This is a genomic window from Treponema primitia ZAS-2, from assembly GCF_000214375.1.
Taxonomy (GTDB): domain Bacteria; phylum Spirochaetota; class Spirochaetia; order Treponematales; family Breznakiellaceae; genus Termitinema; species Termitinema primitia.
In genome coordinates this window covers 400105-422990 of the sequence record NC_015578.1, presented here as the reverse complement: position 1 = coordinate 422990, position 22886 = coordinate 400105, and the positions used below count along the sequence as shown (strand labels likewise).

General features: G+C 52.7%; 19 protein-coding genes. 4 read left to right on the top strand and 15 right to left on the bottom strand.

The window, feature by feature from the left end:
- Positions 1–4: 4 nt before the first annotated feature.
- The 7 genes from TREPR_RS01815 to TREPR_RS01785 form a co-directional block, all read right to left on the bottom strand.
- Complete coding sequence (locus TREPR_RS01815; RefSeq protein WP_041610972.1) at positions 5–1534, bottom strand: YjjI family glycine radical enzyme; 1530 nt, start codon at positions 1532–1534, stop codon at positions 5–7.
- Between the two features lie 319 nt (positions 1535–1853).
- The gene (locus TREPR_RS01810) at positions 1854–2684 is read right to left on the bottom strand and encodes an energy-coupling factor transporter transmembrane component T family protein (RefSeq protein ID WP_015706573.1); all 831 of its coding nucleotides are present in this window, start codon (positions 2682–2684) and stop codon (positions 1854–1856) included.
- On the bottom strand, positions 2681–4474 hold the full coding sequence (locus TREPR_RS01805) for an ABC transporter ATP-binding protein (protein ID WP_052299686.1): 1794 nt from the start codon (positions 4472–4474) through the stop codon (positions 2681–2683). Before TREPR_RS01805 ends, TREPR_RS01810 begins: the two co-directional genes overlap by 4 nt.
- A 1-nt stretch (position 4475) precedes the next feature.
- Positions 4476–5027, bottom strand: a complete 552-nt coding sequence (locus tag TREPR_RS01800; protein WP_015706571.1) for an ECF-type riboflavin transporter substrate-binding protein — start codon at positions 5025–5027, stop codon at positions 4476–4478.
- 368 nt (positions 5028–5395) lie between these two features.
- Positions 5396–5893, bottom strand: coding sequence for a HigA family addiction module antitoxin (locus TREPR_RS01795; protein ID WP_015706570.1), 498 nt, complete (start codon positions 5891–5893; stop codon positions 5396–5398).
- A 103-nt stretch (positions 5894–5996) separates the two neighbouring features.
- Positions 5997–6479, bottom strand: a complete 483-nt coding sequence (locus TREPR_RS01790) for a GNAT family N-acetyltransferase (protein ID WP_015706569.1) — start codon at positions 6477–6479, stop codon at positions 5997–5999.
- Positions 6480–6661: 182 nt separating this feature from the next.
- Positions 6662–7090, bottom strand: a complete 429-nt coding sequence (locus TREPR_RS01785) for a 4Fe-4S binding protein (protein ID WP_015706568.1) — start codon at positions 7088–7090, stop codon at positions 6662–6664.
- A gap of 241 nt (positions 7091–7331) precedes the next feature.
- Here TREPR_RS01785 and TREPR_RS01780 point away from each other — a divergent pair, with 241 nt between their 5' ends.
- Entirely contained in the window at positions 7332–8276 is a 945-nt protein-coding gene (locus TREPR_RS01780; protein ID WP_015706567.1) for a PilZN3 domain-containing protein, read from the top strand.
- Positions 8277–8337: 61 nt separating this feature from the next.
- Positions 8338–9576: a tetratricopeptide repeat protein gene (locus TREPR_RS01775; RefSeq protein ID WP_245534768.1), complete on the top strand. Its 1239-nt coding sequence runs from the start codon at positions 8338–8340 to the stop codon at positions 9574–9576.
- A gap of 6 nt (positions 9577–9582) precedes the next feature.
- Here TREPR_RS01775 and TREPR_RS01770 read toward each other — a convergent pair whose 3' ends face one another.
- From TREPR_RS01770 to TREPR_RS01755, 4 genes are all read right to left on the bottom strand, one after another.
- Complete coding sequence (locus tag TREPR_RS01770; RefSeq protein ID WP_015706565.1) at positions 9583–10443, bottom strand: M48 family metalloprotease; 861 nt, start codon at positions 10441–10443, stop codon at positions 9583–9585.
- 93 nt (positions 10444–10536) lie between these two features.
- A complete protein-coding gene (locus TREPR_RS01765) occupies positions 10537–10938 on the bottom strand; it encodes a hypothetical protein (protein ID WP_015706564.1) in 402 nt (133 codons plus the stop codon).
- Positions 10939–10943: 5 nt separating this feature from the next.
- Entirely contained in the window at positions 10944–13385 is a 2442-nt protein-coding gene (lon, locus tag TREPR_RS01760; RefSeq protein WP_015706563.1) for an endopeptidase La, read from the bottom strand.
- 456 nt (positions 13386–13841) lie between these two features.
- A complete protein-coding gene (locus TREPR_RS01755; RefSeq protein ID WP_015706562.1) occupies positions 13842–14312 on the bottom strand; it encodes a bacteriohemerythrin in 471 nt (156 codons plus the stop codon).
- 128 nt (positions 14313–14440) lie between these two features.
- Here TREPR_RS01755 and argA point away from each other — a divergent pair, with 128 nt between their 5' ends.
- Entirely contained in the window at positions 14441–15793 is a 1353-nt protein-coding gene (argA, locus tag TREPR_RS01750) for an amino-acid N-acetyltransferase (protein WP_015706561.1), read from the top strand.
- A gap of 94 nt (positions 15794–15887) precedes the next feature.
- Here the strand turns inward: argA and purD are convergent, their stop codons facing one another.
- Complete coding sequence (purD, locus tag TREPR_RS01745) at positions 15888–17219, bottom strand: phosphoribosylamine--glycine ligase (RefSeq protein WP_015706560.1); 1332 nt, start codon at positions 17217–17219, stop codon at positions 15888–15890.
- A 149-nt stretch (positions 17220–17368) separates the two neighbouring features.
- On the opposite strand from purD, the gene TREPR_RS01740 reads away from it, so the two are divergent.
- Positions 17369–18898: a TDE2508 family outer membrane beta-barrel protein gene (locus TREPR_RS01740; protein WP_015706559.1), complete on the top strand. Its 1530-nt coding sequence runs from the start codon at positions 17369–17371 to the stop codon at positions 18896–18898.
- Positions 18899–19011: 113 nt separating this feature from the next.
- On the opposite strand, the gene bioB is transcribed toward TREPR_RS01740, so the two are convergent.
- From bioB to TREPR_RS01725, 3 genes are read right to left on the bottom strand one after another with little or no spacing between them, the layout of a single operon-like run.
- The gene (gene bioB / locus TREPR_RS01735; protein ID WP_015706558.1) at positions 19012–19989 is read right to left on the bottom strand and encodes a biotin synthase BioB; all 978 of its coding nucleotides are present in this window, start codon (positions 19987–19989) and stop codon (positions 19012–19014) included.
- Between the two features lie 23 nt (positions 19990–20012).
- Positions 20013–21677 carry a bifunctional phosphoribosylaminoimidazolecarboxamide formyltransferase/IMP cyclohydrolase gene (gene purH, locus TREPR_RS01730; protein WP_342610060.1) on the bottom strand — a complete coding sequence of 555 codons (1665 nt, stop codon included), beginning with the start codon at positions 21675–21677 and terminating at the stop codon, positions 20013–20015.
- Between the two features lie 14 nt (positions 21678–21691).
- Positions 21692–22861, bottom strand: coding sequence for an aldo/keto reductase (locus TREPR_RS01725; protein WP_015706556.1), 1170 nt, complete (start codon positions 22859–22861; stop codon positions 21692–21694).
- Positions 22862–22886 lie beyond the last annotated feature (25 nt).

Below are 22886 nucleotides of genomic sequence, written 5' to 3'. Positions count from 1 at the left end.
GACATTACCTCCGTTTCCTCTCCAAGATATGTCCGTTTCGCGCTGAACCGAGGCCCAGGGCGGTAGTATCCTGGAGCACGCTTTTACCCGCAGCCAGTTTGTCCATCTCGGAGCGTTTGACCAGATAGCCGGTTACCCGGATTACATCGGAATCGCTTGAGTATATTGAGAAGTACCGGCCCCCTTTGGCAAAGCCGCCCTTCACCATGTCCAGAAGATAGGCAGGGTTTCTGAGGGCTGTGGCTTCCAGGGTAAAGACGTCTCCGGTTCCTGCGGGGAAGTAGCCGTGGAAAAGCCCACAGTGTACCAGGTGATCGCTCAGTTCCTCAGGCTCCTCCCCAATGGGGATGCGGGTAGCGGGGCTTTCACCGGTATCGCTGTCAATGCCGACCTGCCCGTGGAGGAGGAAGTTCCCTCCGGTTGCGGAACAGTAGGGATTGTGATGGGCCTTGACCAGGGCGTCGAGCTTCTTCATTATTGCTACCCCAAGATCATCCGCATCTTTACTGTGCCCAAAGCGGCCGCTTTTTCCCTCCCGCTCCATGAGGGTGTTCACACATTCCGCAAGTCCCACCAGGCCGAACATGGCGGTGAAGCGATCCTTGCTGATGAAGCCCTCTTTGGCAAGGAAGTTGGATTCAAAGAAACCGGACTGTTCAACCATAAAGGCAATTCGGGAATCCATATAGGCCATCATGGTTTCCGCGGCCTGTTCCAGCAGGGGCCAGAAACCGGCGAGGTTTTTTGCGCCGGCGGCCAGATGCCCCAGGCGCAGACGGGACAGGGTATAGGAGCCGCCCCCCACCAGCAGCCCGTTATAACAACTGACCACCGCGTAGCCTTCCCCAAGTTCCGAAAGGAACATCTTGTGGTTGGCAAAACTGGGCTTGGCGCTGGTCAGGGCGGTTTCCGCCGCCTTAAGGGCGTAGTCCTCCGGGGTAGTTTGGGGATCGTAGAGGAAGGAGATATTGGGCACGCTTTTGGGCTCCTCCTTTTCACATTCCAGGATGAGCCGCCCGGCCCGGGTATCTTCGGGGCCGATATCGGCATGGCAGAAGGAGTCGGTTATAGTGCGGTCCACGTAGCGCAGAAAGAGACCTATCTTTTTTTTAGCGTAAAGGGGGTCCTCCCGCTGCACAAAGGGTTCCAGGAGCCGGTCCAGAAAGCCGATGAATACCGGGAAGTTGGTTACCGACGGGACATGGCGGATGAAAATGGACAGCACGTTCAGGGCCTCGTCCAGGTCCGCCGGGGGGGTCAATTCCAAGAATTCGCAGCCCCGCTTAAACAGCCTGTCGTAGTCCGGCACGATGTACCGGGGCCTGGGGGGGGCGTTGGATTCTCCCAAATCGCAGATAACCCCCGCTTCCTTTAGTTTCAGGTACTCCGGGGGCAAATCAAGAACCTCTATCAGGGATTCCGAGAGCTTTTCCAGGCCCGTGACCTTCTGTTCGTGGGTAAGGACCCCGCTACAGACCGTATCCAGTATGGCTTGCCGGGTTTCTTCCACCCGTTCCATGGTTATTGTACGCATATACTAAAAATAGTATTTTCAGGGGGAAAAGTCAAATATGGCTTGGTATGATGGATGTTTATGATGGATGTAGTGGGGTAGTGATCGGGGAGGGAGGGCAAAGCCCCCCAGCCCTAACCTGTAGAATCTGCCTCCGTCAGCCCCTTCGGGTCTGCTACGGCAGGGAATTCCAGAGACGGGCCGGGGGGCTTTGCCCTCCCTCCCCTGCCGTTATCACATTACAGCTATCATAGTCACGGGGGGAAAACTGGTGGAAAGGTCGAAACTTGGCTCCAAAGTGGTGACTGTCACCTTTTGGGTACAAAAGATCGGAGAGCAGCTACTCAAAAGGATTGTAAAACCGGCTCCCGTCTTTAAAAGTGAACCAGATCCCTAAGCCGAACAGGACCGTCCCCAGAATCAGTACCAGCGCATCCGCCCTGGTAAAGGGCCGCCCGGAATACCAGGTGCGGCGTTTGTGTTTGCCAAAACTGCGCAGTTCCATGGCGTGGCTTACCACGTCGATGCGGTCCAGGGATGAAAACACCAGGGGGAGGAGTATCGCCGATGCGCCCTTCAGGCGCTTTACCCAGGACACCTTCCGGGAAAGCTCAACGCCCCGGGCTTGCTGGGCCTGGGATATGCTTTCGTAGTCCCGCTGCACATCCGGGATATAACGCAGGGCCAGGCTTACTGCGTAGGCTATGGAATAGTTTACCCCTATACGGTTCAATGATGCCGCAAACTCGCTGGGATGGGTGGTGACGATCAGGATTATTGCCATGGGAACCATCATGGAGTATTTCAGCAGTATGTTGAACTCGTAGAAAAGCTGTTCCCGGGTAAGGGTAAAACGCCCGATACCCTTAAGGATGATATGCCGGGTTCCGTAGACCTCCACCCCTTGTTCGGGTGCAAAAAGATAAATCGTAATAATATTAAGGACCATGAACAGGATGAGCATTTTAAAAATAAACGCCACATCCCGAAACCTGACCTTTGAGACCCCAAAGGCTGCAATTCCTAAAACACTCATGATCAGCATAACCCGGGTATCGTAGCCCGCCATGGTCAGCACTGACCAAAGCAGAAAAATTATCAGCTTGGTCGCCCCGGTAAGCCGGTGAACCGGGGAAGGCCGGTCCACATAGGAAAGCATGAAGCGGCTCATGGCGTGGCCCCTTGGGCTGAAGCCCTCAGCCCCGCATCAAGCTGCGCTTCCCGGCGGCTTTGCTCGTGGTCAATAAAGCGCCGCACAAAAGCCCGGGGATCCGTCATGCCAGCCTTAATTGCCAAATCGTAGAGGCTGGTCCGTTTCAGGCTTGCCGCTTCTACCAGAAAATCGTCGGTGAGGACCGCCGCTGGAGTATCCCCGCCCCCGGGACCGTCCCGGGTCAGCAGCTTTCCTTCGGAAAGAACCAGGGCTCGGCGAGTGTATTCCAGCATCAGGTGCATGTCGTGGGTAATCAGCAGAAAACTGAGCCCTTGTTCCCGGTTGAGCTTCCGCAAAAATTCCATGATCTCCGAATAGTGGCGGTAATCCTGCCCGGCGGTAGGTTCGTCCAGGATGATCAGGGAAGGTCCCATCACTAACACTGACGCAATGGTAAGCCGCTTCTTCTGACCGAAGCTCAGGGCGTTCACCGGCCAGTTCCGGAACTGATAGAGCCCACAGACGCCCAGGGCCTCAAACACCCGGTCCCGTGTCTCATTTTCATTGATCCCCCGGTTCCGCAGGGCCAGGGCGGTCTCGTCAAAGATCAGGGGAAAGGAGATCATCTGGTTCGGGTTCTGCATTACATAGCCGATATGTTCGGAACGCTCCTTTATAGAATAGGCCGCCAGATCCTTACCGTCAAAAAAAATCTGACCCGCATCGGGACGAATGAACCCGGCGATGAGTTTTGCCAGGGTGGACTTCCCCGCCCCATTCCGGCCCACCATGCTGATACACTCCCCCTTAGCCAGGGAAAAAGACACCCCATCTAGCACCTGTTTTGCCCCCGGTGAAGGATCGGCAACATCAGGGTAGCGATACTGTAAGCCCCGGACTTCCAGGAGAACCGGGGCCGGCTTATCCGGCGCATCTTCTTTAAGCCCTGCATCCCAATCTTTCAAAATCCGGGGATCAAAGCGCAGTGTTTCTACCGATTCAAGCCCCATATCCGGTTTCAGCTCAACACCGGCATACCGCAGGGCGCCTACATAGAAGGGCTCCCGTATACCGGCCTTTCCCAGCAGATCCGAAGCCAGCAGTTCCGCCGGGGGCAGATCCGCCATGATACGCCCTTTTTCAATAACAATGATGCGGTCCACCGGACGGTGCAGGACATCCTCCAGTCGGTGTTCCACGATGATAACGGTTTTTCCCGTTTCCCGGTGAAGCCGGTCAATCAGTTCTATTGCTTCTTTCCCCGTGGCGGGATCCAAGTTTGCCAGGGGCTCATCGAAAAGGAGAAGTTCCACATCGTTCATCAGGAGCCCCGCCAGGGACACCCGCTGTTTCTGCCCCCCGGATAGATCCTGGGGCGGCTTTGCCAGGTGATCCTCAATATGAACCAGTCTTGCCGCTTCCGGCACCCGGCGGTGCATCTCTTCTACGGAAACACAATCATTCTCCGCCGCAAAGGCAATATCCTCCCCGGCGCTGAGCCCCACGAACTGCCCGTCCGTATCCTGCAGCAGGGTGCCTACTTTTTTTGAAAGGGCAAAAATATCCAGCCCCTGCCCGTCCTCACCCATGATAGTGTATGAACCGCCTATGGTTCCCTTAAAGGCATGGGGAATCAGTCCGTTGATGCAATGGGCCAGGGTAGACTTCCCGGACCCTGAAGGCCCCAGGATAAGGATCTTCTCTCCCCGCCCCACGGTCAGGTTGATATCAAACAGAGTAGGCCCGGACTGGGACCGATATTGGAAAGAAAAATCCTTAAAACAAAGGGCCGCCGATGGATCGGAAATCTTACTCTTCCTTCAAGCTTCCCGCCTTCACCTTGGTGCGGCTGTAGCCGAATGCCAGGAGGGTACCCAGGATTAGAATCACTGCGCTGTTCAGGCCGCCGGCAACCAGCCCCTGAAGATAGACCTTGTCCGCCGGCTCCTGATAGATAAGTATATCCAATGTGGGCGCCAGGGCGACCCAGGCAATAGCGTTGGCAAGTATCTGGACCACGTTGAAAATCACCGCATTTTTTATCCCGAATTCGCCCTCTTCGATTTTATAGAGCTTCCAGAAAAGGCCGATCAGCAGGCCGAACACGGCATCGGCAATGACCCAGCTCCACCAAACTCCACCCCAGGTAAGGTCCGTCAGGGTATGCCCGATGAAGGCGATAAGGAACCCCGCTATGGGCCCAAAAATTGCCGCGAAGATCGCCAAAATCCCCGACGCCAGGTTCAGGTTGGTATTAGGAACCCCCGAAGGGATAGCCACAAAACGCATCAATACGAACACCAGGGCAGCGCCTATACCAACAGCCACCACGGTTCTTACGGAAATCACTTTCTTTGCCATACTAAAACCTCCTTAGGTTTATTCGTGTTGAGGGGTTTAATACCCCGCCCTTTAGGGCGCTTAAAAAGGGTATTAAACCCCGAATATAAATACCTTATGAGAACAACATACCTCGTCCCTTTAGGGCGAGGTTGTTGATTCACAAGCGGGTTTAATACCCCCCCCTTAGGGCAGGGCCATTGATTTTATTATAAGAAAAAGCAAGAAATTGTTCAAGTCCTATAATACACAGGTGATTACTATGTTATAATTTTATAGAAAAGAATGTGAATTCATCACAAAATTTCAGCAAAAAGGCGGTACTTGTGCCAGTACCGCCTTTTTAAAGCTTGCAATACCAATCCGGTATTCAAAAAAAAGTCTGCCGGTTAATTCGTTATTTCCGAAGTGGGTGCAGATTTTTTAATTAATATGACAGCCGGTTTCCTGGGGGCAGGGGCCTTTTCGGCCTTCCGGACAGCTTTCTTGGCAGAGACCTTCCTGACTGTGGCTTTCCCGGCAGCCTTCTTTGCCGGGGCTTTCTTAGCGCCAGCACCCTTTGCCGGTTTGCTGGCTTTTACCACCTTTGGGGCTTTAGGCTTTTTCGCTTTGCTTATGGCTTTGATATCGGAAGAAAGTTTCTTGTCCCCGGCAGCTTCGGCAAGGTCTGTTTTGGTCTGCAACTCAAGCCAATAGGCGGGAGTCTGCCCAAAATACTTTGCAAGCCGGAGGGCTACCGGGGCGCTTACTCTGGTTTTGCCTATGGCTATTTGGTAGACCGCTGAATTGCTTAGTCCTATTGCCTGGGCTAATTTGGCGGTGGATAGTTGATACTCGTCCAATAAGGATTTGAGGACGGTTCCGGGGGTCTGTGCTAATTTCGGCATGAATGCTCCTATAAAATAAATTGCGGGCGACTCTAAAACTAAAGTTTTTTAAAATTCCCTTATTTATTTTTAGCATATTACGAAAATACTGTATAGATACCCTCTATATCTTTTCAAAATCTTTTCCAAGGGGGTAAAATGCCATTGTATCTTCAGAATATTCAAATCCGATTTTTTTATATAAGGCTTCCCCTTGTTCTGTTGTGTGTAATAATACACGTTCAATATTACTATTTTTAATTTCCTCCATTACCATTGTTAAAAGTTTTGAGGCAATCCCGTTATTTCTATATTCTTTCTTTGTATACAAGCTGCTCAGATATGCAGTCTTCCCCGTTATACACCAGGTGTTTGGCGGCAATGTAAATAGTGCTATACCGCACATTGCTATAATACTACTGTTCTCATAAGCAACAAAAATAATATAGGATCCATCGGTTATGCTTTTTTGCAAATAGGCATTATTAACATTACCAAATTTGCCAACAAAGGACCCTGAACACTTTTCTTGGTCAAGGAGCATATTAATCCTCAGCTCAGTTAACGCTTCAATGTCATCAAGCTTTGCCTTTCTGTATTCTATCATAGGAATTTAAAGTATCATAATTATCAAATTTGATTAAGAGGGGCTTCCACCTGACTCCTTCGGAATCTCCTAAGGGGCAAGCTCTGCCATGCTGAGGAAAAGGATAAACCACTCCCGGCCTATTAATAAGGCAAAAACCGGGAGATTAGACCGATAAGGTAGCTGCTGCTCCGAGCCTTCGCTTACGCTGTGGCCTTGGCTGCTTCTTTGGCGTCTTCTTTAATGTAGAGGACATCCTGAGGACAGGCCTTAACGCAGATGCCACAAGCTATGCACTTAGTGGGGCTGGGTTTGTCCTCGGCTTTCACCATGACCCCAAAGGGGCAGGCTTCGAGGCACTTGCCGCAGTTCACACAAAGTTTCTTGTTCAGCATATACACACCCTGGGCGTTCTGGGTGATGGCCCCTGCCTCACAAGCCTTGGAGCACTTACCGCACTGCACACAAACCGTGATCTTGAATTTATTGGGAACATCAGTCCCCAACACGTGAATGCAGGACAGATCCTGTTTCTGTGTGTTCTCACCTTTGTAGAATGCCTGGGCACAAGCATTCTCACAGGTCAGACAGAACATACAGGCGCTCTGATCCCTGATAGCTAATTTCTTCATGAGTTTATTCTCCCGCGATGGGGCTAGTTTAACCGTGGTAAGCGGTATCTGTCAAGGTAAATATCCCCTGGGCAGCCATACGCAATGGTACGGAATATCTGTTTTCTCCAATATTGACCCAAGCCCTCGGCCCTTGGGGGCCTTCCCAGGGGGTTTCCTCCCCATAGAAAACCCTCCAAAATGATTGGATGGGTATCAACTTCATTGACGTATACCCAAAAGGGCTTTATATTAGAGGGAGATGAGCGTACTTACCAGCCAGAAAATAGCCTCTTACTACGAACGGTATAAGGAGATTGATGTCACCTTTACCAAAGAAATCATCCAGGTTACCGGGTTGATTACGCAACAGGTCTTACTCAAATGCGTGGGGGATTTCTGGCCCTGCGTGATATATTCGTCTTCCTTTCAAGGGGCCAAAGTGGTGGCCAATATCAAGTCGGGATTGACAGAGAAATTGCAGCAGGCAAATAACTCAGTCAGCCTCAGGCTGTGTTTTAAGAGCGCTGACTCGGCAAGCCCGGTGACCTTCTTTGTAACCGCCCGGGTGGCGGGGTACAGCCCCTACGGGGGTTCCAGTGATACTGCCCTGTTCACCCTCCTATTTACCCAACGCCCGCCGGATGACCTGATTGAAATTATGGGGCGGATTCTGGACGCCAATATCAATTCAACAAAACGGAAAGATGAACGGGTACTCCTTACGGCGGATTCTATACGGAAACTGAAGGTCATGTCCAAGGATACTGCCGCCTTTATCGAAAAAGTACCCCGGCGCTGTATACTCCGGGATCTTTCCTTTTCGGGCGCCAAAATCATCATGATGGGAGTAGCCAAATTCCTGGTAGACCGGGAAACCGCATTGCGACTGGATTTTGAGGACCCCCGGGAGAGTTTTCTGGTCCGGGGAAAGTTTATCCGGGCTGAAACCGTGGAAGGCCGGAAGGAACTGATAGCCTTGGCGATAACCTTCGATGAAGGGGTGATCCCCATGGGCTATAAGGTGCGGCTGAACGACTTCCTGAGCGTGGTCCGGGCGGATAACCGGGGTGATGCGGCGCAGGCTCAGGATGAGCATAACCAGGCGGAAGCCGCTATCTCCAAACTTAAGGAAGACTCCGCCAAAGCAAAGGCCGAAAAAAACGCGGCCCCGGAAGCTCCGGCGGAAGACGCGGTCATAAAATAAAATGGAAATCAAAAGAAATAGTATTGTCTTTTTATCGGTTCCCGAATCTCTCCGAGGGCAAATGGAAACCCTACCCCGACCTCATCATCACGAACATGACCACGATCATGACGATGAGGAAGATGAAGAACTGGAAACCGATGACGAGGAGGGCTTTTCCATAGATCCGGCCATCCCTATCCCGGTGGAACTGCCCCAGGGGGAAACCAAGCTGGACCTGGAGCAGCTTTCCTGGGAAATGATAATCTCCGGGATGCTCCGGGTCGTTTCTGACTTCGTCGGAAATTCCGCTGTTCCTGGGGCTGATCCGGAAATCAGCGTGGAGGACGCAGACTACTACCGTCGCTTTGTTCTGGCGGTGCGGCCGGATATCCTGGGGGAATTTACCGAAGCGGCTATCCTCAAGGCCAGGAACGGCGATTACGACATGGCCCTGGAAATTATAGGGGCCGTACGGGGACTCTTCCCGGGTTCACCGGTGATACTCCTTGACCGGGCTCTGATCCTGGAAAACCGGGCGGAAGCCCTGGAGCGATCCCTTGGGGAAACCGCTGATGCTGAAGAGACCGATATCGAATACGACCTGGCCCACGAAGCCTATAAAGAACTGCTTGCCCTGCACCCGTCTTTTCCGGACGGCCTTTTTAATGCAGGCTTTTTCTACATGCGGCGGCGGAATTTTTCCAAAGCCAGGGACTGTTTTTCATCCTACCTTGCCCTGGAGGCGGAGGCAGACCCGGCAACATCGATTTCAGTCGGAAAGCTCCCCACGGCCCTTCCGGTAAAGCTTCCTTCAGAAAAGCGGAACAAAGCCCGGGAAATAGTCCGGGAGATAGAAAGCCGCAGCCTGGATGACGAGATTTTCCGGCAAGCCTACGACTTTATCCGGCTGGGAGAAGAACAGAAGGGGCTGGAAAAAATCCGGGTTTTCCTGGAACAGCACCCCCTGGTGTGGAACGGCTGGTTCATCCTGGGCTGGGGACTGCGCCGGCTTTCCCGTTGGAATGATGCCGCCGCCGCCTTTAGCCACGCCCTTGATCTGGGGGGTGACAACAGCGATACCCGGAACGAACTGGCCATCTGCCTGATGGAACAGGGTGATTACCAGGCAGCCCGGCGTGAACTGGAAACCGCCCTGCGTGAAGAACCGGAAAACGTGAAAATAATTTCTAACCTGGGAGTGCTGGCCCTGCGTAAGGGCGACGATGATGAAGCGGCGGGCTTTTTCCGCACCGTTCTGGAGCTGGAACCTGAAGACCCGGTAGCCCGGGAGTACCTGGGAAGCGGGGACCTGGCCTAAGCGTCCCTATTTTGTCACCGTAAAGCGGGATGCCCGGAAGGACCGGGTGTCCTGAGTCCGGTACCGCGGCAGTTCTCTCTGGACATTGGTAATGCGCTGGGCCGGTGATGGGTGGGTACCGTTGATCCCCCCGGATGTCCCGGTTTTTTGTATACTATTTAAAACATCCACCAGACTTGATGGTACATATCCTGCGAGTGACAGAAGCCTCAGGGCATAGGTATCCGCGGCAAATTCTTGCTCCCGGGCATAGCCGTTTTGGATCAGGGTGTTTACCATTTCTCTCACTGAATTGTCAAAGAGCATGGTACGCTCATTCAGCGAAGCTTCCCGTGTGGCGATAGCCGCCGCCCGGTCCGCCACGTTGGAAAGATCCCGGATATCCTTCATCTCTTTGATGAGTGTGGCGCCGTGGTTCAGTTGGATATGGGCAATTTCATGAGCAATAACCGCAGCCAGGGCATCTTCGGAATTGGCCGCCTCCAACATACCCCGGGTTATAAAGATATGGCCCCCCGGTGTAGCAAAGGCGTTAAGCTCCGGAGTATCCAGGATCATCACATGATAGCCATTGTAAAGATTCGGTTGAGGGGAATTGACAGTAATGGCGGAACAGATCGTGTTCAGGTAAAGGGTCTGGGCTGGTTTTTGTGTATATAAGCGGTAACGGGTGAGTATATTTGCCGCCACCGCCCTGCCCATATAATAGAAATCCTCGGGACTCATATCATTCTCCGCAAGAGCGGCATCCATCTGAGAAAAAGCGTCGGAAATATCCAAGCCAAGGACGCCGGATCCGCTGCTTTGCGCTGCAGGTCCGGTGAATACCCAGAGACTCAGGATTAGTATAAAAACAAAATTACGCATAGAAACTCCCGAATGCAAAAAGCGAGTCCGGTTCTTGCTATTGTAGAACATATAGTAAACAGCAGGAAAAAACAACATTGTCGGGCAGATTCTTTACGCTTCACCCAGAGAAAAATCCCCGATTATTTTGAAGGCCCGCCCATCCCGAACCACCTCCAGGTTGCGGCCGGGGAAGTATTCGGGAAGTTTTTTCCGTATTAGCAGAGCAGCCTGCTCCATGAGGAATTCAAACTGTTCCGGGCTCACCTTTTCCAAGGTTGCAGCTTTAAGGGAAATCACGTAACCCCTGCCCTTTTCTGAACCCAGCCCGGTAGTAAAATCCGGGCCTATGTTGTACAAACCATCCATCTCGGGGTTGTTGGTTTCCCCCCGCTGGGGCCGGTTTGGGTGGAGGGAAAAACTCGAGCCCCATTCATCTTCAAGAAACTCATCCACCTCCCGAAACAGGGCTTCCAGGGTCCCGGTAAAAGCAACGAGCTTGGGATGGGTGTACATGGGCCTTAACCGGGCAGCGCCAGGGCTAACACCTCTTCAAAACGTTCCACCGGGTGGAAGGTGATGCCCTTCTTAACGTGATCGGGAATCTCATCCAGGTCCCGAAGGTTCTGCTTGGGGATGATGATGTGCTGGGCCTTGTTACGCCGGGCGGCGATGGTCTTTTCCTTGAGCCCCCCGATGGGTAGCACCTGGCCGGTAAGACTCAATTCCCCGGTCATAACCAGCCGATCCACGATGGTCTTGTTCCGTATCAGGGAAAGCAGGGCAATGGCCATGGTGATCCCCGCAGAGGGGCCGTCCTTTGGGGTGGCGCCTTCGGGAATATGCAGGTGGATATGGTTCTTTTCAAACCACTCATTGGAGATTCCGTACCGTTCCGCCCCCAGCTTGCGGGCCACGGTCATGGCAATGGTGGCGGACTCCTTCATGGTGTCCCCCATCTTGCCGGTGAGGGTAAGCCCCTCCTTGCCGGGCACCGAGGTGGCCTCTATAACCAGGGTGTCCCCACCCATGCTGGTCCAGGCCAGCCCCACGGACATGCCGGGCCGGTCCGCCCTTTTGGTAATCTCCTCGGGAAATATGGGCTTCCCCAGGTTTTCCTCAATGAGCTTCTTGTCAATGATGAATTTTTCCACCGGTGCAGGGGCTTGTTTTGTCTTTTTACCCGCTGTCGCCTTTTTGCCCGCCGCCGCTTCCGTCTTTTTATTCTCAGGCGTCGGCGAATTCTGTTCCTCGAACTTCTCTACGATTTGTTTGGCCAGCTTCCGGTGAATCTTGTCCAGGTTCTTCTCAAAGTTCCGCACCCCCGCCTCACGGGCATAGCCATTGGCGATGTGGAGCAGGGATTCCCGGTTATAGGACACCTGGCTTTTCTTAAGGCCGTTCTTATCTAGGCTTTTAGGAACCAGGTAGCGCTTGGCAATCTCCAGTTTTTCCGTGTCAATGTACCCGGGAAGCTGGATGATCTCCATGCGGTCCACCAGGGGAGGCGGAATAGTATCCAGGGTATTGGCGGTAACAATAAAAAATATCCGGGAAATATCAAAGGGCAGGTCCAGGTAATGATCCCGGAAACTGAAGTTCTGCTCCGGGTCCAACACCTCCAAAAGCGCGCTGGCCGGGTCCCCCTGGTAACTCTGTCCCATCTTGTCGATCTCGTCGATCATGAATACCGGGTCCTTAGACTTGACGATCTTAAGCCCCTGGATGATCTTCCCCGGCATGGCCCCGATATAGGTGCGGCGGTGGCCCTTGATTTCCGCCTCATCCCGCATTCCTCCAACGGAAAACCGGAAGAACTGCTTATTCAAGGACCGGGCTATGGACCGGCCTACAGAGGTTTTACCCACACCCGGAGGCCCCACCAGGCACACAATCGAGCCCTTGGTGTCCTTACGGAGCTTACGAACCGCCAAGTATTCCACGATTCGGCTCTTCACATCCTTGAGGCCGTAATGGTCTTCTTCCAGAATATCCCGGGCCTTCCTGAGGTCTAAGAGCTCCGGCTCCGGATCCTTCCAGGGAAGGTTCACAATCACGTCCAGATAGTTCCGAGTAACGATAAATTCCGACGAATTTGGGTCCATGAGGCTGAATTTCTCCAATTCCTGGTCCACGGTTTCTTTAATTTCACCTTCAAACTTGAATTCGTCGGCCTTGTCCTTAAAACGCTGGTATTCGGAGCTCTTGGCATCGGTGGTCATCCCCAATTCGCCCTTGATGGCCTTGAGTTCCTCTTTGAGGAAGTACTCACGCTGGGACTTTTCTATCTTTTCATTGATTTCTTTCTGAATTTTCTTCTGGATCCGTAGAAGTTCCTGCTCTTTTTTAATAAAAACCAGGACCTGCTCCATTCGTTTACGGACATTGAGGATCTCCAGTATTTTTTGCTGCTCGGTTTTATCGATATTGAGGATACTGGCGATAAAGTCGGCGATCTTTCCGGGGTGGTCGATGTTGATCATGTTGAGCCGCATTTCTTCGGAAAACAGGGGGTTGTTCTCGGAGATCTGCTTCATCTCGCTGATCAAAGCCCTGGTCAGGGCCTTTACCTCACTGGTATCGTCTTCCTCGTCCTCCAGGTAGGCTACCACAGCCACGATAGGGGCTGTGGGATTCAGGGTTTTCTTTACCTTGAAGCGCTTTAAAGTAGAAATGAAAATATTTACCCCACCATCGGGAAGGTTGATCTTCTTAACGATCTTGGCGGCGGTCCCCACCTTGTAGAGATCGTTAATGCTGGGGGTATCGGATTCGTTCATCAGCATAACCAAGCCGATGAGCCCGTCTCTGGTCACCGCATCGTCGATAACCTTTACGTCCGCAGGATTACCGATCATGATGGGGGTAAAAATCCCCGGGAAAATAGGCCGGCCCATCAGGGCTACCAAGGGAAGTTTATTGGGAAGAATTTGATCTATGGGCACCACACTTTGTTCTGGCATATACCAAATATCGTAAAAATTTACAAGAAAGGCAAGGTTAGTGACGCGATTCTTGGTTTAAGCAAATATGATGGCTCATACCGGAGGGGGCGGGCAAATCCACCCCTCACCCTAACCTGTAGAACCTGCCTTCGTCAGCCTCGCTTTGCGAGTCTGCTACGGCAGAGAATTCCAGAAACGGGTGAGGGATGGATTTGCCCGCCCCCTCCGACTTGGGTCAGTATGATAAAACAAGTTTTGCGTGATGGTATGGTTAACTTTGGCCTAAGGTATTGCGTGCTGGTATGGTTGGGTGGGGGTTACGGTAATGCATACGGTTATGGTTAGCGGGGGTTTACGGTAATACATGCCGTTATGGTTAGCTGGAGTTATGGTTGGCTGGGGTTTATGGTAATGCGTTATCGCAAACTGAGAAATTTGAGTTGGCTTTATAAAAAATGTTACCGGGTTGCGAGTTCAGTTTCCTGCGCGGACCGGGGCCTTTGCGCCCTGGCCTGAACGGCTGGCTTTTTCCCGTAGGGTCTGGATGTAATCACCCAGTTTCTTGTCTGATACCGCAATGTGGGTCAGAACCCAGTCCCGGAGGTATTTGGCAAATTTGTTGGGGAGGAACTTCTTTCCGGAATTGAATTCTGCCACAGAAAGGAGCACTTCCTTCACAAAAGACTCGTGTTCTTTTTTATGGGCCGCATAATCCGGGTAATGTACCCGCTTCTGAATGGCTTCTTCAGTGGCAAAATGGAACTGTACATACTGAACGGTCTCGCGGATGGTCTTTAGGAACCGGGCATTGGCCACTTCCCCACCCTTTAGGCAGCTGATAAAAAGCTCATTGGTCAGCCTGATAAGCCCCTGATGCTGTTCGTCAACTATACGGATACCTATTGAATAGGTAGGACTCCATTTGACTATTTCATGATCGTCCATAAGCTGCTTCTCCTAAAAGCGCAATTCTATCTTAATACTACACTATTTTTTTTAGTATAATCAACTATTTTCTTAATTATCGGCTGATTTTTCCATTCGCTAAAGGTATAATACCAAACGGAGGAACCATGGACAATTCCGTTTCAGAAAGCTCCCAGGTGGACCTGATCAGGGAGGCTTTTCATTACCAAAGCCGTTTTGAGAGCTCTACCATGGTCTTTAAGATCGATTTTCCTGTTACCGAGGACCCGGGCTTTTCCTACCTGATGAAGGACCTGGCTCTGCTGGCCCGGACCGGGTTCCGGGTGGTCATTGTTCCGGGCGCCAAGGAATGGATCGATTCGGTGCTGCTGGAACACGGGATCGTGTCAAATTATGCGGGAACAAAGCGGATAACCACCGGCGCAGCCATCCCCTTTGTGGAAATGGCCGCCTTCCACGTGGCCACCCGGGTCATGACCGGCCTTGCTGCAGGAAGTTCCCCCAGCGATGTCACGGGCCGGGTCGATGCGGTGATCGGGAATTTTGTCCGCGCCCGAGGGCTTGGGGTAGAAAGCGGGGTCGATATGGAGCATACCGGCATGGTGGACCGGATACTTACGGACCCCATTGGCCGGGTTTTGAATCTGGAGATGGTCCCCATACTCCCCTGCATAGGCTGGAGCTCCGCAGGAAAGCCCTACAATGTATCCAGTGATGAAATCGCCCTGGCGGCCTCCACTGCCCTGGGTGCAATCAAGCTTTTCATAGTATCCCTGGATCCGGGGCTGCGGGCCGGGGCATATAGGCTGCCGGAAAACATCCAGGTCGGGGAAAAGGGCCGCATAGTCCGGCTTACCCCCCAGGAAGCGGAGGCTATTCTGGGAATGAACAGCGATAAAGCGGGGGACAAGCCTCTGGAGGAACTGCGGCTGGCCCTGGGGGCTTCCCGGGCCGGGGTAGAGCGGGTGCACATTATCAACGGCCGGGAAGAAGGGGCGGTACTCAGGGAACTTTTCTCCAACCTGGGGGTCGGGACCATGGTCTACGCCGATGATTACGAATCCATACGGGCCCTCAAACCCCAGGACATCCCGGACCTGCTCCGGCTCATGGAACCCTTAATGCAGCAGGGCATCCTTTTGCGGCGGCGCCCCGAGGATATCCAGGAAAAGATGGGGGATTATGCAGTGTTTGAGATAGATGGTTCGGTCCACGCCTGCGGGGCCCTCCATGACTGGGGGGAAAGCCAGGGCGAAATAGCAGCCCTGGCCACCGACCCAGCCTATGCCGACATGGGCCTGGGCGGGCGCATTGTCCGCTACCTTATCGACCGGGCCCAACGCCAGGGTTTCCGCCGGGTCTTCGTACTGACCACCCGCACCCAGGACTGGTTTGAATTCCTGGGCTTCAAGGAATGCCCCATAGAAAGCCTCCCTGAACGGAAGCGGCGTATTTATGACCGGAACCGGAAAAGCAAGGCCTTTGCATTGGAGTTGTGAAGCGCTCTTACGAATGAAATCACCCTTTTATTCGTATTGCGGGGTATTAGACCCCCGAATATAACTACCTTATAAGAACAACATACCTCACCATTTAGGGCGAGCTTGTTGATTCCCGCCCTATATCTTTCCGGTAAGCCATCCCTTCAAAGCTGACCGCCCCCAGAGCCTCGTATGCCCTGGCCCAGGCCTGGTCCGCATCGGCACCCCAGGCGGAGACTGCCAGGACCCGTCCCCCGGAACTCCGCAAAACGGTGTCAGTCACCTTTTCGGCGCCGGCGATGAAGAGCCGGGCACCGGTTTTGGCGAGGGCAGCTTCGTTTACCGCAATGGGGTCCCCTTTGCGGTAGGCACCGGGGTAACCGTCAGCCACTGCCACGGGGGCGCAGACCGCGCCGGCCTTCCAGGTGAGGGGGAACTTTTCCAGGGTGTTGTCCAGGATGGCGGCACACAGGCCGGCAAAGTCAAAGTCAGAGAGGGGCAGCACCGCCTGGGTTTCCGGGTCCCCTAAACGTACATTGTACTCCAAAAGGGAACAGCGGTCGTTTTTTACCATAAGGCCGAAAAAGATAAAGCCCCGGTAATCCATACCCTCCGCTTCCATGCCCTTGAGGGTGGTTTGGAGTATAGCGGTTTCAAAGTCTTTCTGGGCGGCGGCGGTAAAATCCGGGACCGGGGCTATGGACCCCATACCGCCTGTATTAGGCCCCTGGGCGCCATCAAAGCGGCGCTTGTGATCCCGGGCGGACACAAAGGGCTTAATCACCCCCTTGCTGCCCGGGCGGACACTCACCGCCGCCAGAACCGACACTTCCTTCCCTTCAAGAAATTCCTCCAGCACCACTGAACTGCCTGCGGCGCCCAGGGCTCCATCCTTCATAAAGGAAGAAAGGCAGGTTTCCGCCTCTGCCAGGTCAGCGGCAATCACCACCCCTTTTCCTGCGGCAAGCCCATCAGCCTTTATTACCAGGGGCGCCGGGGCTGGGCCGGAAAAATGGTCTTTTGCATGGTCCAGAGCCTTTGCAGGGTCGATGAAGTCCCTGCTTCCTGCAGCACGAACCCCGTATTTGTTCATGAAGGCCTTGGAAAAGACCTTGCTGGCCTCAAGCCGGGCAGCCTTTTTATCAGGACCCACTATGGCGAGCCCTACGGCGCGGAACCGATCAACGATGCCCTCAGCCAGAGGGACCTCGGGGCCCACCACGGTAAGGCCAATCCCCGCCTGCCGGACAAAGCCTGCCAGGGCTTCTTGCCCCGCTTCGCTTGCGGGATCCCCCAGGCCGGCCGGAACGTTTTCGCACTTTTCCTCCAAGGCGGTCCCCCCGTTTCCCGGGGCAACATACACCCGCTCCACCTGTTCCGATCCGGCAAGCTTCCAGGCCAGGGCATGTTCCCGGCCCCCGGAACCGATGATCAATACCTTCATGGTTATCCCCTACAATAAGATTTGTAGATCAATCATAGCACAGAGGGAGATTCGGGGAAACAAGTCTTCGAGGGGCGGTAAAATAATTAACAAAAACACAAAAAAACCGATAATAATACAGGAAATCTCTTAAATTCAAAGGAGTTTGCATGAAATTTCGCTTAAGCGCTGTTGGAATATGCCTGGCAGCATTAATCGCTGTCCCGTCACTGGTAGCCCAAACTGCAGCGCCCGGATCTCTTACCGGTGAAAACACCTATAGGCTTTTCACGACTGATGCGGATGCCTATCTTGATGTAAACGATTTTCAAGATGTGGACTTTAGTAAATTTTTTGTACTCCTCCAGGGGAGTGGTAATGGTTGGGTGGCAGGCGGGTTCGCCACCCATCTTGGCAGCCTGTATTTAGGACTCTACTACAATGGTAATATCCTTCGTGGTCAGAATATCAAAGCAGAGGATGGCAATGAAGGATGGAATGATGTCCTTACTATAGAAAGCCGCAGAGACCCAACAAATGCAATCAAAACTATAAGTGCCGGAGATGACACTGGTTTTATTCTGACCGATCAATTTGCATTCCTGCTGGGCAGCCCTTTTTTTGGGGGCATTAAACTCAGTATTAATTTGGCAGACATAGTTCTTGATTCGGATAGAAGAGACATCACCACTCCCCCGGGGGAAAAGACCGGTGATAACTCCTCCAAGAGTTTTAACAGCGATGGTAGCTTAAACACCACGACCAATTCCAACATGGGCGCCTTAGATTTATCAGTCCTGTGGGGCAAAAAAATCGGACTGGGAGGCGGGTCGTTTAAACCGGAGATCGAACTGGGGGGCAGTATTGACCTGGCTAAAGTGGTTGACAAGGCCTATACCAACGTCCTTGAGACCATTACATCCAATCCCGGCCATTCCTCTTTAAACATTGGGCTGCGGGGGGAATATGAATTTGCAAAGAAAGGAAATTCCCAGTTAGCCTTGGTTTTCGATGAATACCTGTCTCTGGGTTTTTATCCCGATGCCTTGGAGAAGAAGGAAATTAAGACCCTGGCTGTTGAGGGAATCCCAGCTGCTGGGGAAAGCCCGGCTATTGAGGGAACCCCGGAATATACAAAAACTGAGGAAAAAACCCAGGATAGCAGCTCTCTGTCTAATTATCTGAGTATCGGCCTTAAAAAAACCTACGAAGTCTCCGACCGGTTTTCCACAGGGTTCGGCTTTGATATCGCCTTTAAAATAAATTCCGATACGCAAAAAATAACACAAAAAGAGTCCGATACTCTTGGAACTGCCTATACATACGACTTACCGGATGGAACTCCGGCCCCATATCCCAGGGTTACAAAAAATGAGGATAGTTCCAGTTTCTGGATTGCCCCCTCCTTCTCCCTCGGTTTCGTATACCAAATAGTCCCCACTGTTTTCAGCTTGAACGGAGGCCTCTGTATCAGCCCCACTTTTATGAGCGAATCTTGGGAGGATAAGCTGGCCACAGGGCAATCGCTGAAAAAAACAAGTACCACCACGTTTGCGCTTATACCCAGTTTTGGGATAGGCGGAACACTTACCTTTAATAACATGCTTTCCCTTGATCTTAATTTTGCCCCTACAGATACATCTCAGAACTTTAATATTGATCTTACAACTTTAAGCCTCCTGGCTACTGTTAAATACTAGAAACCGGAGAAGCGGAAGCCCCTTGATATAAAATAGCGGCCCCATAAGGGGCCGTTTTTTATATCAAGCAACACAAATAGAAAATTAACAATGGGGACCCGGGGTACGCCGTTTTATGTACCCTCTACCATGTACTCAAATCCTGCATCGGTAATAACCTTGATAGTATCATCAACCCCCTGGCCTCCCGCAGTAAGATAGCCGGAAGCAAAGATCGAATCCACGGCCATGAACATCTGCCGTTCCCGGCCTTTCAGGTACACTTCCCTTCCGGCGGCGCAACGTATATCCGATGCGGGGACCATAAGACGGGCAAGACAGAGTACCTTGAGGCAGTATTCCGCCGTAAGAAAGGAAGTATCCTGGCTTTCCAGAGGAGTCCCCTTCAGGGGCAGGAGAAAGTTGATTGGCACCGACTGGGGATTAATTTCCCTGATAGAGAGGAGCAGATCCGCCACATCAGCCCTAGCCTCCCCCAGGCCCACTATGCCCCCACAGCAGATTTCAAAACCCAGGCCCTGGAGCATTTTAATGTTGGCTGCCCGCTCATCCCAAGTGTGGGTGGTGCATATTTGAGGATAGTAGCTACGGCTGGAGTTGAGATTGTGGTTAATCCGGTTTACCCCTGCCTCTTTAAGCTTTCGCCCCTGATCTGCTGTGAGGAACCCAATGGAACAGCAAATGTGTGTACCCGATTCTTTTTTCAGGCTCCGCACATAGGTAGCAAACTCGTCAATTTCCTCATCAGTAAAGCTGATACCGCTTAGACCTATGCAGTGCCGGGCAAGCCCTTTCTCCTTAACCAGCCGATCGTCCCGGGCAAGTTTTTCGTAGGGTACCAGGCGGTAGGTGTCTATCTCTGCACTGGATTCCCGGGACTGGGCGCAGTAGGCGCAGTTTTGGGAACAGTTCCCGCTCCTGCCGTTGGTGAGGATCTGGATGCCCACGGTGTTGCCTTTGTACTTTTTACGTAACTTATATACGGCATCCAGAAGGGTCGGCAAATCCCGATCATCCCAATCAAGGATATCCAGGGCTTCTTCCTTTGTTAAAGGAACCGTTTCAAAGTCTCTTTTTAAGTCCAATCTCATAATTTTCCGTCGCAGTATTACTGTTAATGTTTGAAATGCCGGGTACCGGTAAAGACCATGGCAAGCCCCAGTTTATCGCAGGCCTCAATAGAAAGGTTGTCGTTGTTGGAACCCCCCACCTGGATGATGGTCCTGATCCCCGCATCGGCAGCGGCCTCCGCCACATCCGGGAAGGGGAAGAAGGCATCCGATGCCAGCACCCTTGGGGGGGCGCCGTCGGGACTAATGGCGCTACCCTTCCCCGTTTCCGCCGCATCAGCAACGGTCCGGGCGCCCCGGCTCAGGGCCAGTTCCGCCGCCCAGATGCGGTTGGTTTCCCCGCCTCCTATGCCCACTGCGGCCCGGTCTTTCACCGCCACAATGGCATTGGACTTGACGTAGCTTACCGCCCTCATACCGAAAAGCATATCCGGTATATCCGCCGGGTCAGGCGCAGCTTTTGTAACCACATCCCATTTTTCCAGAAGTTTCCGGTTGGCTTCCTGCACCAGGAGGCCACCGTCTACAGAAACACATTCCTGTTTTTCCCGGGGGCCCCTGGGGGCCCGCATGACCCGGAGGTTCTTCTTCTTTTGTAAAATCGCCAGAGCTGCGGGCTCATAGCCCGGGGCCACGACTATTTCCAAAAAGAGCTCCCCCAGCTTTTCTGCTGTGACAGCGTCCATGATAACATTGGAGGCCACAATACCCCCGAAGATGGAAACCGGATCGCAGGCAAAGGCCTTGGCATAGGCTTCACCGAGGGTCCCCCCCAAGGCAATGCCGCAGGGGGTATTGTGTTTAACCGCCACGCAGCAAACCTGTGCATCCTGGGAACTGAAACGGTATTCCGGCAGAAACCGGATCACGTCATCTTCCCCCTGGGGCGCCAGTTTATCTGAGGGAAGGCCGAAAGCACAGACCGCTTTCCAGGCCAGGTCCAGGTCACGGATATTGTTGTAACTCAGCTCCTTGCCTTGAAGCTGCTCCATGGCGCCCAATGCGCCGGTACGGTCGGTATTAACGTAGAAAGACGCGGACTGGTGACCATTCTCGCCGTAACGCAGTTCCTGCGCTTTTTTAAGGGATATGGACCAGTAGGCGGGGTATTCCTCCACCGGCTCCGGGCTCCCGGTTTCCAGGAGATACCGGGAAATGGCGGCGTCGTAGGCGGAGGTAAGATTGAACACTTTTCCTGCTAGGTGTTTACGGAATTCCGCAGAAATACTATCGGCTTTAAGGCCTTTAATGGTTTCCGCATAATCCCCGGGATCAGTCAGGACAAGTACGTCCCGGTAGTTTTTTGCCGCCGAACGGAGCATGGTGGGTCCACCGATATCGATGAACTCCACCGTCTCCTCCAGGGAAAGCCCTGCCTGAACTTTTTCAAAAAACGGATAGAGGTTGACGCAGACTAAATCAATGGTAGAAAAGCTTTGCCGTTCCAGGGTCTCCATATGGGAGGCCAGATCCCGCCGGGCAAGAAGCCCGGCGTGGATAGCCGGATGCAGGGTCTTTACTCTGCCGTCAAGACATTCGGGGAAACCCGTCACTGTTGACACATCGGTAACAGGAAGATTATTTTCCTGCAGGTGCTTCGCAGTTCCCCCGGTGGATACAATCTCCCAGCCCGCCCCGTATAAATACGAAGCGAGTTCCAGAATACCATCCTTGTAAAAGACACTTATTAAGGCCCGCTTTTTCATCATTACTCCAAATTGTCTTAGTGCCTGGGCGGCAGGGAGGCTGTCACCGTTTTATTCACTTCCTGGATCAAGCCCATCTGCTTGGAAATTTCAATGTGCTGGGGGCATTTTTCCTCACACTGTTTGCATTCCACGCAGTTCTGCGCCTGCTTCGCTTTGCCCATCCCGTTGTATTCCATCATAAAGCCAAACTGGTAGTTTGGCCGGTTCCGCTCTTTATTAAAGAGGTAGGCGTTGTAGAGCGCCAGGTTCCGGGGAATGTCGACGCCCTGGGGACACTCCATGCAGTACCGGCAACCCGTGCAGGGAACAGCCCCGGTGGTCCGGAAGGCCAGCACGGCCTTATCGATCACCTTTTGATCTGCTTCGTTAATGGGTTTGAAATTCTCCATGGTGCTGATATTGTCCTTCATCTGATCCAGATTGGACATACCGCTCAAAACAACCTGTACGCCCGGCAGCGTCGCTGCAAACCGGATCGCCCAGGATGAAACGCTGGCTTTGGGATCAGCCGCCTTGAATATACTATCCGCTTCATCGCCGAGGCTCGCCAGAGACCCGCCACGGACAGGCTCCATCACGGTTACCGGGATTCCTTTATCGTTGAGTATTTTGTACTGCCCTTTGGCGTCCTGTTGTTCCCAGTCCAAGTAGTTAAGCTGGATCTGCGCAAAGTCCCAGTCCCATTTTGCCACTATCTGCGTCAACACTTCCGGCGCATCATGAAAGGAGAAACCGAGCCGGCGAATTTTTCCCTGCCTCTGTTTTTCCTTGAGCTGCTCATAGACCTTGTTGTCTTCGGCGATCTTCAGGTGATGCACATTCATGCTGTGCAGCAGGTAGTAATCAAAATACTCGACCCGGCACTTTTTGAGCTGTTCCTCGAAAATCCGCTCCACATCCGCTTCGCTCCGCACAACCATCAGGGGCATCTTGCTGGCCAAGTTATAAGAGTTCCGGTCATACCGCGACAATGCTTCCCCTGCGAAAAGTTCTGAATTCCCCTCATGGTACACGTAGGCAGTATCAAAATAATTGATACCCTTATTTTTCGCATAGTCCACCATTTCTAAGGCCAAAGCTTTGTCAATATCCTTGGTGCCCGGTTTTAAGGGCAGCCGCATCAGGCCGAAGCCCAAAAGGGAAAGTTCTTCGCCGCTTTTTTTAATTAATCGTTTCTCTACCATCTTGTACCTCCATTGTTTTCCACCA